The sequence below is a fragment of the Archangium sp. genome, from assembly GCF_036277355.1.
Lineage (GTDB): Bacteria > Myxococcota > Myxococcia > Myxococcales > Myxococcaceae > Archangium.
In genome coordinates, this window is the sequence record NZ_DASUNC010000183.1 from 1 (window position 1) to 13,416 (window position 13,416).

The following is a 13,416-nucleotide window of genomic DNA, read 5'->3' on the forward strand; positions in this document are numbered from 1 at the left end:
GGGGGCCTTGTCGATCTGGTCGTACGCGAGGAACGTCGCGCCGCCCGTCTTCGCCAGCACCTTGGTGATGGCCGCCGTCAGGGACGTCTTGCCGTGGTCAACGTGGCCGATGGTGCCGATGTTGACGTGCGGCAAGCTTCTATCGAACTTTTCCTTACTCATTGCTGCTCCTCGCAGACCGGATTCCGGCCGAATCGAGAAAAGGTGCTGCGTCGTGCTCCAAACCCGCAGAAACGTCAATCTAAATCGCCTGCCCCCCATGAGAGGGGCCGGGTGCATCAACGGTTCAGCACGTCCTTGGGTGCCGGCGCGTAGTGGCTGAACCGCATGGTGTAGGTGGCTCTTCCCTGGCTGCGGCTGCGCAGGTCGGTCGAGTACCCGAACATCTTGGCGAGCGGCACCTGGGCGTTGATCGCCTGCACGCCTCCCGGCCGGGGCTCCATGCCCATGATCTTCCCGCGGCGGCCGTTCAGGTCGCCAATCACGTCACCGGTGAAGTCGTCCGGGGTGACGATCTCGCAGTCCATGATGGGCTCGAGGAGCACCGGGGCCGCGGAGCGCACGGCGTCGCGGAAGGCCATCGAGCCGGCGATCTTGAAGGCCATCTCGTTGGAGTCCACGTCGTGCATGGAGCCGTCGTAGGCCTCCACCTTCACGTCCAGCATGGGGTAGCCCGCGATGGGACCACTCTGCATGGCCTCCTGGATGCCATGCTTCGCCGCGTCGACGAGCTCGTTGGACACCACCCCGCCGACGATCTTGTTCTCGAAGGCGAAGCCGGCGCCCGGCTCGTTGGGGGCCACCCGCAGGTTGATGTGGCCGTACATGCCCTTGCCACCCGTCTGGCGGATGTACTTGCCCTCGGACTCCACCGCCTTGGTGACCGTCTCGCGGTAGGCCACCTGGGGCTTGCCCACGTTGGCGTCCACCTTGAACTCGCGCAGGAGCCGGTCGACGATGATCTCCAGGTGCAGCTCGCCCATGCCGGCGATGATGGTCTGCCCCGTCTCCTCGTTCGTCTTCACGCGGAACGACGGGTCCTCCATCATCAGGCGGTTGAGGCTGGTGATGATCTTGTCCTGGTCCGCCGTGGACTTCGGCTCGATGGCCACGTCGATGACGGGCTCGGGGAACTCCATCCGCTCCAGGATGATGGGGTGCTTGTCGTCGCAGAGCGTGTCGCCCGTGGTGGCCAGCTTCAGGCCCACCACCGCGCAGATATCACCGGCGTAGCACTCCTGGACCTCGTCCTTCTTGTCCGCGCGCATCTGCACCAGACGGCTGATGCGCTCGCGCTTGCCCTTCACCGAGTTCCACGCCGCCGTGCCCGCCTCCAGCTTGCCCGAGTAGATGCGGAGGAACGTGAGCGTCTGCGACGGGAACTGCGGGTCGTTCATGATCTTGAACGCCAGCGCGCTGAACGGCGCCTTGTCATCTGTCGGCCGCGTCTCGTCCTCGCCCTTGGGGCTCTTGCCGTGCACCGGGGGCACTTCCAGCGGGTTGGGCAGGTAGTCCACCACCGCATCCAGCAGCGGCTGCACGCCCTTGTGCTTGAAGGCCGAGCCACAGAACACGGGGAAGATCTTCATCCCCAGGCACCCCTTGCGGATGGCGCCCCGGATCTCCGCCTCGGTCAGCTCCGTGCCCTCGAGGAACTTCTCGGTGAGCGCGTCGTCCTGCTCGGCCGCCGTCTCGACGAGCTCGGCGCGGGCCGCGGTGGCCTCCTCGAGGAACTCCTCGGGGATGTCCACCACGTCGTACCGGCTGCCCTGCTCCGAGTCGTGGAACACGAGCGCCTTCATCCGGACCAGGTCGATGACGCCGCGGAGCTTCTCCTCCGTCCCGAGCGGCAACTGCAGGCGCACCGGGCGCGCACCCAGCTTCTCGCGGATGGAGTTGACGGACATCACGTAGTCCGCGCCCACCCGGTCCATCTTGTTGATGAAGCAGATGCGGGGGACCTTGTACTTGTCCGCCTGACGCCAGACCGTCTCGGACTGGGGCTCCACGCCATTCACGCCGTCGAACACGGCGATGGCGCCGTCCAGCACACGCAGCGAGCGCTCCACCTCAATGGTGAAGTCCACGTGGCCGGGGGTGTCGATGATGTTGATGCGGTACTTCTGGTCGCTCCTGCTCCAGAACGCGGTGATGGCGGCGGAGGTGATGGTGATGCCGCGCTCGCGCTCCTGGGGCATCCAGTCCGTGGTCGTGGTGCCTTCATGCACCTCGCCCATCTTGTGGATGGCTCCCGTATAGAACAGGATCCGTTCCGTGGTCGTGGTCTTGCCGGCGTCGATGTGCGCCATGATGCCGATGTTGCGATAGCGCTCGAGCGGATACTCGCGAGGCATTTCTCCGAACCTCTCCAGAACAGGACGGGCGGTTCCCCTGCCCTTCCAACCACGAAACCAACGAAACGGTTGTCAAAGACCTGAAACACCCGGACGCGGAGGTCCGCATCCGGGTGCCGGATACTACAGGAGACGCACGACTACCAGCGGTAGTGGGCGAAGGCCTTGTTGGCCTCGGCCATCTTGTGCGTGTCCTCGCGCTTCTTCACCGCGTTGCCACGGTTGTTGGCGGCGTCCATGATCTCGCCCGCCAGCTTCTCCATGGCCGTCTTCTCACCGCGCGCCTTGGCGTAGGTGATGATCCAGCGCATGCCCAGCGCCACGCGGCGATCCTGACGGACCTCCACGGGCACCTGGTAGGTGGCGCCACCGACGCGGCGGCTCTTCACCTCGAGCACAGGCTTGACGTTGTCGAGGGCCTTCTTGAACGTCTTGAGGGGGTCCTCCTTCGCACGCTCTTCGATGAGCGAGAAGGCGCCGTAGCACACCCGCTCGGCGATGGACTTCTTCCCCTTGCGCATCAGGTCGTTCACGAACTTCGTGACGAGGCGGTCCTGGAACTTCGGATCGGGAAGGATCTTGCGCTTGGCTACTACGCGACGACGAGGCATTGCTCTGTATCCCTTACGCCCCGCTCCCTTGCACCCGGGAGTCTAAAGTGGGGCTTCGAACTGCGTTGGTGAACTCAGGAAGGCTCCCCAGGGTGCGGGGCAAGCATCCCAATGAAATGAAACGAAGGTGATCTCGAGCGGAACTCAGCTCGGGCGCTTGGCGCCGTACTTCGAACGGCTCTGCTTGCGGCCGGCCACGCCCACCGAGTCCAGCGTGCCGCGGACGATGTGGTAGCGAACGCCCGGGAGATCCTTCACACGGCCACCGCGGATCATCACCACCGAGTGCTCCTGGAGGTTGTGACCCACGCCGGGGATGTACGAGGTGACCTCGATCCCGTTCGTCAGACGAACACGCGCCACCTTGCGGAGGGCCGAGTTCGGCTTCTTCGGAGTGGTGGTGTACACGCGGGTGCACACGCCACGCTTCTGGGGGCACTCCTTCAGAGCGGGGCTCTTACCCTTGATGTTCAACTTCTCGCGGCCCTTGCGGACCAGCTGGCTGATAGTCGGCACTGAACTCCTCTTCCTTCCCGATTGATCCGGGGGGGTGTCCCCGGGGGCGCATACAAACCTACAACTGCGCTTGAAAAAGGGTCGCGAGTATAGGGAGGGGACACCCTGTGTCAAGCGACTGCTGGCCCACGGCATGAACCGTGAACCCCACGGGCATCCATTCCTACACTCTGACAACGGGGTCGGTCCTCTACTCCCCCGGCTGCTAGAAGTCGAGCACCATCACGATCGCGTCCTCGGGCGGCTGGCCCTCGTCCACGTAGTAGTTCGGCCGCACCCCCACCGGGCGGAAGCCGAACGACTTGTAGAGGTTGATGGCGGCCTCGTTGCTCTTGCGCACCTCCAACGTGGCCAGGCTGCACTTGCGCGCCCGCCCCTCGGCCAGGGTGGCCTCCATCAACTCCCGCCCCACCCCCCGCCTCCGGTGCTCCGGCGCCGTCGCCACGTTCAGCACGTGCACCTCGTCGTGGACGATCCAGAAGATGGAGATGCCCAGCAGCCGCTTCCCCCCCTCCGGCAGCGGCTCCTCCAACAGGAAGATCACGGACCAGTCGTGGCTGAGCTCACGCTGCAGCAGCTCGAACGACCAGGGGTTGCGGAACGAGGCCTTCTCCAGCTCCATCACCGCCGGCAGATCCTCCCGCGTCATCCTGCGGATGAGGAACGCAGACTCCGGCCTGGGCCTGCTCCCGGGACGGAGATCCTCGCGCATGCGTCTCATGGCTGCTCCCCCTCCTGGATCCGCGCGAAGGGCGCTACCCGCCGGATGCTCGCGCTCTCCCGGACCTGCTTGAACTCTTCCCCCGCCAGCTTGTTGTAGCGGTCCCGGAACAGCTTCTCCCGGATCGTGTCCCGCACCGCCTCGAACGGACCACCCAGCGTTCCCTTGTTCTCATCCCAGTACCGCCGCACCTCCGCGTCGCTCACCTGCGCGCGCAGGCGGATCCGGCTGTCCAGGATGCGCTCGGCCCGAACGCTCCGCTCCAGCACCGCCGTCAGCTGCTCCAGGTCCGCGTCGTGCCGGGCCAGGAAGGCCAGCAGCGCCGTCTCGTCCTCGAAGCGGTCGCGGAACGCCCTCAGCCGCGCATCCACCTCCGAGCGCTCCGCCTGGAAGGCCTGCAGCCGGTCCGCCCCCGCCACCAGCAGCCGGTAGTTGATGGCCAGCTCCAGCGCTCCCCGGAGCGTCTTCTCGTCGAGCGAGGCATCCGCCGCTCGCATGCCTCCTCGCTGCACCAACGAGACCCGGGCCTCGAACTCCAGCTCGCTCAGGGTCAGGACCTGGGTGCCGATGACCGCCACCACCCGGTCGATGACCCGGCTCCCGCCCCCCGAAGCGCCAGAAGAGGGCTCGGCAGGAGGCTCGGGGGCAGGCGGCCGGGCGGCGGCCACGGGCACCAGCGCGAGCCAGCCCACCACCAGCACCGTCTTCGTCCCCTGTCGGTACCGCGCTGACATGCTCTCCCTCGCGCCTCCGGCCACTTTATACATCCCGACCCTGGCTCACACGCCTTGCTGGCGATCGCCGCACGGCAGGTTACGTTGTTGCTGTTTCGGAGGGCGGTCACACCATGGCGGACGACTACTACCAGATTCTCGGCGTGTCCCGGACGGCGCCGGCCGACGAAATCAAGAAGGCCTTCCGCAAGCTCGCTCGCAAGTACCACCCGGACGTCAACCCGGGCGACAAGGCGGCCGAGGAGAAGTTCAAGCAGCTCAACGCGGCCTTCGAGGTGCTCTCGGACGAGCGCAAGCGCAAGCTGTACGACGAGTTCGGCAACGAGGCGGCCCAGTTCGGCTTCGACGAAAAGAAGGCCACCCAGTACCGCGCCTACAAGGCCGCCCAGGCGGCCGGCGGCGGCATGCCCTTCGGCGGCGGCGGCGGGGGCGGCGGCGTGGACTTCGACCTCGGCGACATCCTGGGCGACATCTTCAACCGCGCGGGCGGCGGCGGGGGCGGCGGCGTGGACTTCGGCGAGATGTTCGGACGCGCCGGGGGAGGCCGGGCCGCCGGTCCCACTCCGGGCGAGGACATCACGGCCACCCTCACGCTCAGCTTCAACGAGGCCCTCACCGGCGTCGAGCGCGGCATCTCGCTCCAGCGCCCCGGCCGCTGCCAGCGCTGCCAGGGCGCGGGCCAGGTGGGGACTCCCTCCACGTGCTCCACCTGCGGTGGCACCGGACGGGTGCGCCGCAGCGGCGTGCTGGGCATGAACACCAGCGGCACCTGCCCCACCTGCCGGGGCTCCGGCCGCGCCGCGCCCCCCTGCCCTTCCTGCCAGGGCTCGGGCGTCGTGGACGAGACGGCCCGGCTCACCGTGAAGATCCCCGCCGGTGTCCACACCGGCTCCAAGATCCGGCTGTCCGGCCAGGGCGCCGCGGGCTCGCGCGGGGGGCCTCCCGGGGACCTCTACATCGAGACGATCGTCTCCGAGCACCCCCTGGTGCGCCGCGAGGGCGACGACCTCTACATGGACCTGCCCGTCACCGTCTCCGAGGCCATGCTGGGCGCCGAGGTCCGCGTCCCCACCTTCCAGGGCGAGGTGACGGTGAAGGTGCCCGAGGGCTCCCAGTCCGGCCGCCGCATGCGCCTGCGCGGCCGGGGCGCCCCCTCGCTCAAGGGCGGACCCGCCGGAGACCTGTACCTCACACTCCAGGTCAAGGTGCCCGAGCAGCTCTCGAACGAGGCCCGCAAGGCCGCCGAGGCGCTCGCCCGGGCCTACCAGGGAGATGTGCGGGGCTCCCTGCAGCTCTAATCGACGGCTGGTCACTGGCCATCCAAGCTTCTTGCGTTAGCTTGCGCCGCGTCCTACACGGCGCCCAAGACACTCGTATCCACCCCGCGGAGCCTCTTTCCTCATGGGCATCTTCGATTTCCTCGGCGGCTCCGGCCCCGAAAAAGCCCTCAAGCTCAAGTCCAAGGTGACCCAGAAGTACGGGGACCCCACCACCCGCCAGAAGGCCCTCCAGCAGCTCGGGGAGATGCGCATCCCCGAGGCCGTCACCGTCCTGCTCCACCGCTACACCATCACCGTGGAGCCCCTCACCACCGACGCCGACGAGAAGGAGCACGTCTTCGAGCTCATCAAGAGCTTCGACAAGGAGGCCGTGGCCCCCGTCACCGAGTTCCTGCGCAAGAACGAGCAGGCCACCTCCTGGGCCCTCCGCATCCTCGAGGCGCTGCTGCCCGAGCCCGAGGTCGTCTCCATCGTCGTGGACACGCTCAACACCCTGAGCACCCAGTACATGCGCGACCCCGAGAAGAAGGTCGTCCTGCTCCACTTCGTCACCGGCAAGCAGGATCCGCGCATCGCCCCCGCCGTGCTCCCCCACCTCGACGACATGGCCGACGAGGTGAAGATCGCCGCCCTCAAGGCGCTCGGCCCCCAGAAGCATGAGCCGGCGCGCGAGCCCATCCTCCGCCTGCTGACCTCCGGCGACACCGCCCGCCGCGTGCAGACGGCCGCCCTCGCCGCGCTCCAGGAGAGCGGCTTCGGCGTCCAGGGCTACCGCGAGAAGGTGGAGGCCGTGATGAACGAGCCCTACTACCTCGACGGCAGCGGCCACGTGCAGCGCCGCGGCTGATCCGCTGGCCCCGAGCCTCCCGGGTTGACGCCGCGTGCGTCCCCGCTCCACCCGGAGCGGACCGCGGCATGGGACTGTCCAGAACCCCACGGGTGGGGAGCCACTCACCCGCCCTGATGTCACCTATCCGACACGGCAATTGTCCTGCGGTCGTCCCCTGTTCCGAGAGGGCCCGGGGAAGGGTTCCCACCCCGGCTCCCGGTGGCGCAGGATCGGCTCGCGTGGCGATCGCGCCGCCCCCACTCATGGACGGGGATGGACGCGCCGCCCCCTGGTTGCCGAGGTAGCTCCGTGCCGAAGAAGAAGGTTCCGCATCTGGCAGAGATCGTCACCCTCCGTCCCGAGGTGAAGAAGCCCCGGCGGACGGTCAAGCCCCAGCCTCCCGTGGACGGCGAGGCCGCCGAGCGCGCCCTCGTGGAGATGTCCCAGCACATCTCCTCCAGCGCCGGCCCCACCGAGGCCCTCCGCTCGCAACTGCAGATCATCCACGGCCTCATGCAGGCCAAGGCCTGCTACGTGGCGCGCTTCGAGCCCTCGCGCAACCAGCTCCACGTGGAGCACGTGCGCGGCCGCTACGACGAGCGCATCACCGCCGCCACCCCCGAGCAGGGCCTCATCGGCCGCGCCTTCGCCGAGAAGTCCATCCAGCGCGACGAGGAGACCGTCGCCGTGCCGCTCGACAGCCCCCATGGCGTCAGCGGCGTGCTCGCCATCCTCGCGCCCCGCCGCGCCGTCTCCGACTCCATGCTGCTGGCGCTCGCCGGCCAGCTCTCCGCCGCCTACGAGGTGGCCCGCCTGCGCGACGACAGCGCCCGCCGCAACAAGGACCTCCAGACGGCCATCGCCGGCCTCAAGGCCCTCGAGCAGAGCCGCGACGAGCTGCTCGGCAACGTCTCGCACGACCTGAAGAACCCCCTCACCACCCTCAAGGCCTACCTGGCCATGATGGGACGCGAGAAGCTCGGGCCCATCTCCGACTCCCAGCGCCGCGCGGTCCAGGTGTGCGATCGCAGCGCCGACCGCATGCTGCGCATGGTGAATGATCTGCTGCTCATGTCCCGCCTCCAGGCCGGCAAGATGCAGCTCAACCAGCGCCCCTTCGGCCTCAAGGCCGTGGCCGAGGAGGTCCTCCGCACCCTCACCCCCATGGCCGAGCAGGCCAAGGTGCAGCTCACCCTGCCCCCCTGCGGCGAGGTCTTCGTCCGCGGCGACCGCGAGCGCATCGCCGAGGCCATCCAGAACCTCGTGGAGAGCGGCATCCACCGCTGCGAGGCCGATGACACCGTGGAGCTGCGCGTCTCCGTCGAGGACGGGCTCGCCCTGCTCACCGTGAAGGACTCCGGCCCGGGCATCGGCAACGAGGACCTGGAGCACGTCTTCGATCCCTTCTACCGCCCGGAGACCACCCGCGGTCAGGGCCGCAGCCTCGGCCTGCCCCTGGTGGCGAAGATCCTCGCGCTGCACGGCGGCCGCGTGGAGGCCTCCAGCACCCTGGGTGAAGGCACCTCCTTCCAGATGGTGCTGCCCATGTTCGCCGGCGCCGTCAGCACCCCCGAGAGCGCCCAGGCCGGCCCCCGCGCCGGTGGCATCCTCCTCGTCGAGGACGACGCCGACTGCCGCGAGGTGCTCCAGCAGGTGCTCGAGCAGGAGGGCTACCGGGTGATGTCCACCTCGGGCGCCGCCGAGGCCCGCTCCATCCTCTCGCACATCCGCCCGGCCATGGTGCTGTTGGACCTGCGCCTCAGCGAGGAGGACGGTCGCTCCGTGCTGCGCTTCATCCGCGGCACCGAGTCCCTCGCGGACATCGCCGTCTACATCATCTCCGGTGCCAGCGAGGTCTCCACCCTCGGCGCCGGCCAGGGCCTGGACCGCATCGACGGATTTTTCGAGAAGCCACTGCAATTGCCCCGGCTGCTCGACACCGTGGCCGCCGTGGTCCGCCCCAGCCGCCGCAACCCCGCGGTCACCTGAAAGGGAATTCCGGCCCGATGCGTTGACAGAAGGTGCGCGGAATACGCCCCGCTTCGCTTAGTATCCGCGCGATCCAATGAATCCTTCCGTCTACTCCCGTTATCGGACTGCCTTCGTCGAGGCGCTCGCCCAGGCCCTGGGCGTCCCCGCCTCCGAGCTCGAGTCCCAGGTGAAGCCGGCCGACCCGGCTCACGGTGACTTCTCCTTCCCCACCTTCCCCCTGGCCAAGGCCCAGAAGAAGGCGCCTCCCGCCATCGCGGCCTCGCTCGCCCAGAGCATCAAGGTCCCGGGCCTCGACGTGGTGGCCGCCGGCCCCTACGTCAACGCGAAGTTCGCGCTGATGCCCTTCACTTCTGAAGTCCTCGACGCGGTGCGCTCGCAGGGCGCGCGCTACGGCGGCGGCGACGTGGGCGCCGGCAAGACGGTGGTCATCGACTACTCGTCGCCCAACATCGCCAAGCCCATCGCCTTCCACCACATCCGCTCGACGATGATCGGCCACAGCGTGGCCAACCTGCACCGGGCGCTCGGCTACAAGGTCGAGGGCATCAACTACCTGGGTGACTGGGGCAAGCAGTTCGGCCTGGTGGCCGTGGGCTTCCAGGAGTACGGCGACCCGGCCCGGCGCCAGGAGATGCCCCACCTGGTGGAGGTGTACGTCAAGGCCAACAAGCGCGCGGAGGCCGAGCCCGCCTTCGACGAGCGCGCCCGCGACTTCTTCCGGCGCATGGAGGCCAATGACACCGAGGCGCTCGCGCTGTGGAAGGAGTTCCGCGAGACGTCCCTGCGCGACTTCGAGCGCGTCTACGCCCGGCTCGGCGTCAAGTTCGAGCACATGGAGGGCGAGAGCTTCTACCAGGGCAAGATGGAGCCGGTGATCGAGGAGATCGCCCGCAAGCCCGGCATCAAGCAGTCCGAGGGCGCCACCATCGTGGACCTGCCCTACGAGGAGAACGAGCCGCCCGTGCTCCTCAAGAAGAACGACGGCAGCACCCTGTATGCCACGCGCGATCTGGCGGCGGCCATCGACCGGTACGAGCGCTTCCACTTCGACAAGGCGCTGTACGTGGTGGCCACGGACCAGGCGCTGCACTTCCGGCAGCTCTTCCGCGTGCTCAAGGCCATGGGCCGCGAGTGGTCGGATCGCATGGTGCACGTCAACTTCGGCCGCGTGCACGGCATGAGCACGCGCAAGGGCAACGTGGTGCTCCTCACCGACGTGCTCGACGAGGCCAAGGTCCGCGCGCGCGAGAAGGTGGAGGAGAACATCAAGGCGGGGAAGATGCAGACGGACGACCCCGAGGGCCTGGCCGAGCAGATCGGCATGGGTGCCATCTTCTTCGGGGACCTGAAGAACCGCCGGACCACGGACTACACCTTCGACTGGGAGGACGTCGTCAACTTCGAGGGTCACTCCGGTCCGTACCTCCAGTACGCCCACGCGCGCACCTGCAACGTCCTGCGCAAGGGCGGCGGGGTTCCGGCCTCGTATGACGCGTCGCTGCTCACCCTGCCGGAGGAGCAGGCCGTGCTGCGCGCCATCGCCCGGCTGCCGGTGGTGGTGCAGGAGGCGGCGGAGCAGATCGAGCCCAGCTTCGTCGCGCGGTGGCTGTTGGACCTGGCCGCCGAGTTCAGCCGCTACTACACGCTGGGCAACCAGGATCGCAGCAAGCGCGTGCTCGTGGAGGACAACGAGCCCGTGAAGGCCGCGCGGCTCGCGCTGACGGATGCGACGCGGGCGGCCCTGGCCTCCGGCCTGACGCTGCTGGGTATCGCTACTCCCGAGAACATGTAACGAGGCTCGCGTGGATAAAGGGGGGCCGCACGTGGACACCGCATTGACACCCGCTGTGAATCACAGTGAGGCGTTGAAGGAAGAGTTCGGGCGCATCTCCCGGATCCTGGGGGAGCGCTACTTCGACGGGGTGCGCTTCCCCGCCGAGGCCGAGGACGAGCTGCGCGCGCTCCATGCCAAGGGGTTCGTGGTGCACGTCATGCGCACCACGGCGTGGATCAACTTCCTCTACCTGGCCTGGGCCATGGTGCGCCGGGCCCTGCCCCCCGTGCGGGCCGTGGTGAACCTGCGTCCCTGGTTCACCCGCCCGTTCCGCAAGACGGCCCAGCGCGGCGACTTCGACGTGCGCTTCACCTACGCCCGGCGCCAGGCCGGCAGCGGCCTCATCTTCCTCAAGAAGACGGCCCTGCTGAGCGCCGCGGGCAAGGACATCGAGGAGAACCCCTTCCCCGCCCTGGTCGCCATGGCGCGCAAGAGCGACAAGACCATCTTCCTGGTCCCCGAGCTCTTCGTCTGGGAGAAGCGCACCTCGCGCATCAAGCCGAGCGTCCTGGACCACGTCTTCGGCAGCCCGGACGCCCCCGGCTTCGTGCACTCGATGGTGGCGTTCTTCCGCAATTACCGCCGCGCGCAGTTCCGCGTGGGCGAGCCCATCGATCTCAAGCGCTTCATCGAGCAGAACCCGCAGGACTCGGACGAGCTCATCGCCCGCAAGGTGCGCAGCGCGCTCAACCACCACCTGGCCCGGGAGACGCGCGCCGTCTTCGGCCCGCCGGTGAAGCCGCACGAGCGCATCCTCGAGGAGACGCTGCGCGACCGCACGCTGCGCAAGTCGCTCGACGCCGTGGCCGCCGAGAGCAACCGCAAGCCCGAGAGCGTCCTGCGCCAGGCCCGGCGCAACCTCCAGGCCATCGCCGGCAAGCCCAGCCCCACCACCCTGTCCTTCGTCGCCCCCGTGCTCGGCTGGGTGTTCAACCGCATCTACGACGGCATCGAGGTGGACGAGGCCGGCCTCAACCGCGCCCTCAAGGCCGCCAGCAAGGCCCCCCTCGTCCTGTGCCCCTCGCACAAGAGCCACGTGGACTACCTGGTGATGAGCTGGATCCTCTGGAACCGCGGCTACGCCGTGCCCCTGGTCGCCGCGGGCGCCAACCTGTCCTTCTTCCCGCTCGGGCTCCTCCTGCGCCGCTGCGGCGCCTTCTTCCTGCGCCGCTCCTTCAAGGACGACAAGGTCTACGCCGCCACCTTCAAGGGCTACGTGAAGAAGCTCGTGCACGACGGCGTGCACCAGGAGTTCTTCCCCGAGGGCGGCCGCTCGCGCACCGGCAAGCTGCTGCAGCCCAAGCTGGGCATGTTCACCTGGCAGCTCGAGGCCGTGCTCGAGGGCGCTCGCAATGATCTCATCTTCGTCCCCGTGTCCATCGACTACGAGAAGGTCGTGGAGTCGGGCAGCTACTCGAAGGAGCTGGCCGGCGGCGAGAAGAAGCCCGAGGACATCAAGGCCCTGCTCAGCACCCCCAAGGTGCTCGCGGCGCGCTACGGCCGCATCCACCTCACCTTCGACGAGCCCCTGTCCCTCGTGGAGCTGATGAAGAGCCGCGGGCTCGACCCGGCCCAGCCCATCACGGACGATCAGAAGAAGGGCCTCGTGCGCGCCCTGGGCAACCGGGTGATGTACGGCATCAGCAAGGTGTCCACCGTGACGCCGCATGCGCTGGTGAGCGCGTCGCTGCTCGCCCACCGCCGCCGCGGCATCACGAGCCGCGAGCTCACGGACCGCATCACCATCCTGCGCCGCATCGCCGCGGAGGATCAGGCACCGCTGTCCACCATGCTGAAGGACTCGCCGAGCAACCCGGAGGCGATGGGCGCCATCCAGGACGCCATGCGCACCTTCTGCTCGGACGGCATGGTGCGCACGCAGAAGGCGCACGGCGAGGTCATCTACCAGACCGAGGACAACCGCCGCGGCGAGATGTCCTTCTACAAGAACACGCTGATGAACCTGGTGGCGGCGCGCAGCCTCGTGGCCAACGCGCTGCTGGTGGGGGCCCCGGCGCCGTTCGACGAGGTGAAGGCCCGGGCGCTGTGGCTCTCGCGCCTCTTCAAGGTGGAGTTCATCTACCGGGTGGGCGCCAGCTTCGACACCATCTTCGCCGAGGTCGTCGAGCGGCTGGTGCGCATGGGGCTGGTGCTCCACGAGGGGGACACGCTGAGCGTGGCGCCGGAGCCCCATGCCCGGCCGGAGCTGGAGTTCCTCGCGGACCTGCTGCGCGACTACCTGGAGGCCTACCTGATCGCCGCGCAGACGCTGCAGGAGGTGGCCGCGGGCACGGCGCAGGATCGCAAGTCCTTCGTGAAGCAGGCGCTGGACCTGGGCCGGGCCGAGTACCACTCGGGGCGCATCACCGCGGCCGAGTCCCTGGCCAAGGTGACGCTGGAGAACGCCGTGGCCTACATGGTGGAGCAGCGCTACCTGGTGGAAGAGGACAAGAAGCTGAAGCTGGGGCCGGCGGCGCCCGACGTGGCGGCGAGCAAGCAGTTCGCCGAGGAGATCCGCCGCTACCTGCGCCACCAGGGCTGAGCC

The 13,416-nt window shown here is 68.4% G+C and carries 11 protein-coding genes; 5 read left to right on the top strand and 6 right to left on the bottom strand.

Going from position 1 to position 13,416, the window contains the following annotated elements:
* The 6 genes from VFZ09_RS45625 to VFZ09_RS45650 form a co-directional block, all read right to left on the bottom strand.
* Positions 1 to 162: GTP-binding protein (locus VFZ09_RS45625; RefSeq protein WP_329734166.1), on the bottom strand; the 162-nt coding region annotated here is incomplete at its 3' end.
* A 116-nt stretch (positions 163 to 278) separates the two neighbouring features.
* Positions 279 to 2,354 (bottom strand): elongation factor G, encoded by a 2,076-nt coding sequence (fusA, locus tag VFZ09_RS45630; RefSeq protein ID WP_329734127.1) that lies wholly within the window; start codon positions 2,352 to 2,354, stop codon positions 279 to 281.
* A gap of 140 nt (positions 2,355 to 2,494) precedes the next feature.
* Positions 2,495 to 2,965, bottom strand: a complete 471-nt coding sequence (gene rpsG / locus VFZ09_RS45635) for a 30S ribosomal protein S7 (protein ID WP_071900193.1) — start codon at positions 2,963 to 2,965, stop codon at positions 2,495 to 2,497.
* Between the two features lie 144 nt (positions 2,966 to 3,109).
* Positions 3,110 to 3,481 (bottom strand): 30S ribosomal protein S12, encoded by a 372-nt coding sequence (gene rpsL, locus VFZ09_RS45640; RefSeq protein ID WP_043408969.1) that lies wholly within the window; start codon positions 3,479 to 3,481, stop codon positions 3,110 to 3,112.
* A 205-nt stretch (positions 3,482 to 3,686) separates the two neighbouring features.
* Entirely contained in the window at positions 3,687 to 4,202 is a 516-nt protein-coding gene (gene rimI / locus VFZ09_RS45645; RefSeq protein WP_329734128.1) for a ribosomal protein S18-alanine N-acetyltransferase, read from the bottom strand.
* The gene (locus VFZ09_RS45650; protein ID WP_329734129.1) at positions 4,199 to 4,936 is read right to left on the bottom strand and encodes a hypothetical protein; all 738 of its coding nucleotides are present in this window, start codon (positions 4,934 to 4,936) and stop codon (positions 4,199 to 4,201) included. Before VFZ09_RS45650 ends, rimI begins: the two co-directional genes overlap by 4 nt.
* Positions 4,937 to 5,049: 113 nt before the next feature.
* On the opposite strand from VFZ09_RS45650, the gene dnaJ reads away from it, so the two are divergent.
* From dnaJ to VFZ09_RS45675, 5 genes are all read left to right on the top strand, one after another.
* Positions 5,050 to 6,234, top strand: a complete 1,185-nt coding sequence (dnaJ, locus tag VFZ09_RS45655) for a molecular chaperone DnaJ (protein ID WP_329734130.1) — start codon at positions 5,050 to 5,052, stop codon at positions 6,232 to 6,234.
* 103 nt (positions 6,235 to 6,337) lie between these two features.
* Complete coding sequence (locus tag VFZ09_RS45660; protein WP_329734131.1) at positions 6,338 to 7,063, top strand: HEAT repeat domain-containing protein; 726 nt, start codon at positions 6,338 to 6,340, stop codon at positions 7,061 to 7,063.
* Positions 7,064 to 7,354: 291 nt separating this feature from the next.
* The gene (locus VFZ09_RS45665) at positions 7,355 to 9,034 is read left to right on the top strand and encodes an ATP-binding protein (protein WP_414640809.1); all 1,680 of its coding nucleotides are present in this window, start codon (positions 7,355 to 7,357) and stop codon (positions 9,032 to 9,034) included.
* 76 nt (positions 9,035 to 9,110) lie between these two features.
* Positions 9,111 to 10,829, top strand: a complete 1,719-nt coding sequence (gene argS, locus VFZ09_RS45670; RefSeq protein ID WP_329734133.1) for an arginine--tRNA ligase — start codon at positions 9,111 to 9,113, stop codon at positions 10,827 to 10,829.
* A gap of 31 nt (positions 10,830 to 10,860) precedes the next feature.
* The gene (locus VFZ09_RS45675; RefSeq protein ID WP_329734134.1) at positions 10,861 to 13,413 is read left to right on the top strand and encodes a 1-acyl-sn-glycerol-3-phosphate acyltransferase; all 2,553 of its coding nucleotides are present in this window, start codon (positions 10,861 to 10,863) and stop codon (positions 13,411 to 13,413) included.
* Positions 13,414 to 13,416 lie beyond the last annotated feature (3 nt).

Excerpts from the sequence above, each read along its gene's own strand:
- VFZ09_RS45650 (WP_329734129.1), bottom strand. The coding sequence starts at position 4,936 with ATGTCAGCGCGGTACCGACAGGGGACGAAGACGGTGCTGGTGGTGGGC.
- fusA (WP_329734127.1), bottom strand. The coding sequence starts at position 2,354 with ATGCCTCGCGAGTATCCGCTCGAGCGCTATCGCAACATCGGCATCATG.
- dnaJ (WP_329734130.1), top strand. The coding sequence starts at position 5,050 with ATGGCGGACGACTACTACCAGATTCTCGGCGTGTCCCGGACGGCGCCG.
- rimI (WP_329734128.1), bottom strand. The coding sequence starts at position 4,202 with ATGAGACGCATGCGCGAGGATCTCCGTCCCGGGAGCAGGCCCAGGCCG.
- rpsG (WP_071900193.1), bottom strand. The coding sequence starts at position 2,965 with ATGCCTCGTCGTCGCGTAGTAGCCAAGCGCAAGATCCTTCCCGATCCG.
- VFZ09_RS45660 (WP_329734131.1), top strand. The coding sequence starts at position 6,338 with ATGGGCATCTTCGATTTCCTCGGCGGCTCCGGCCCCGAAAAAGCCCTC.
- argS (WP_329734133.1), top strand. The coding sequence starts at position 9,111 with ATGAATCCTTCCGTCTACTCCCGTTATCGGACTGCCTTCGTCGAGGCG.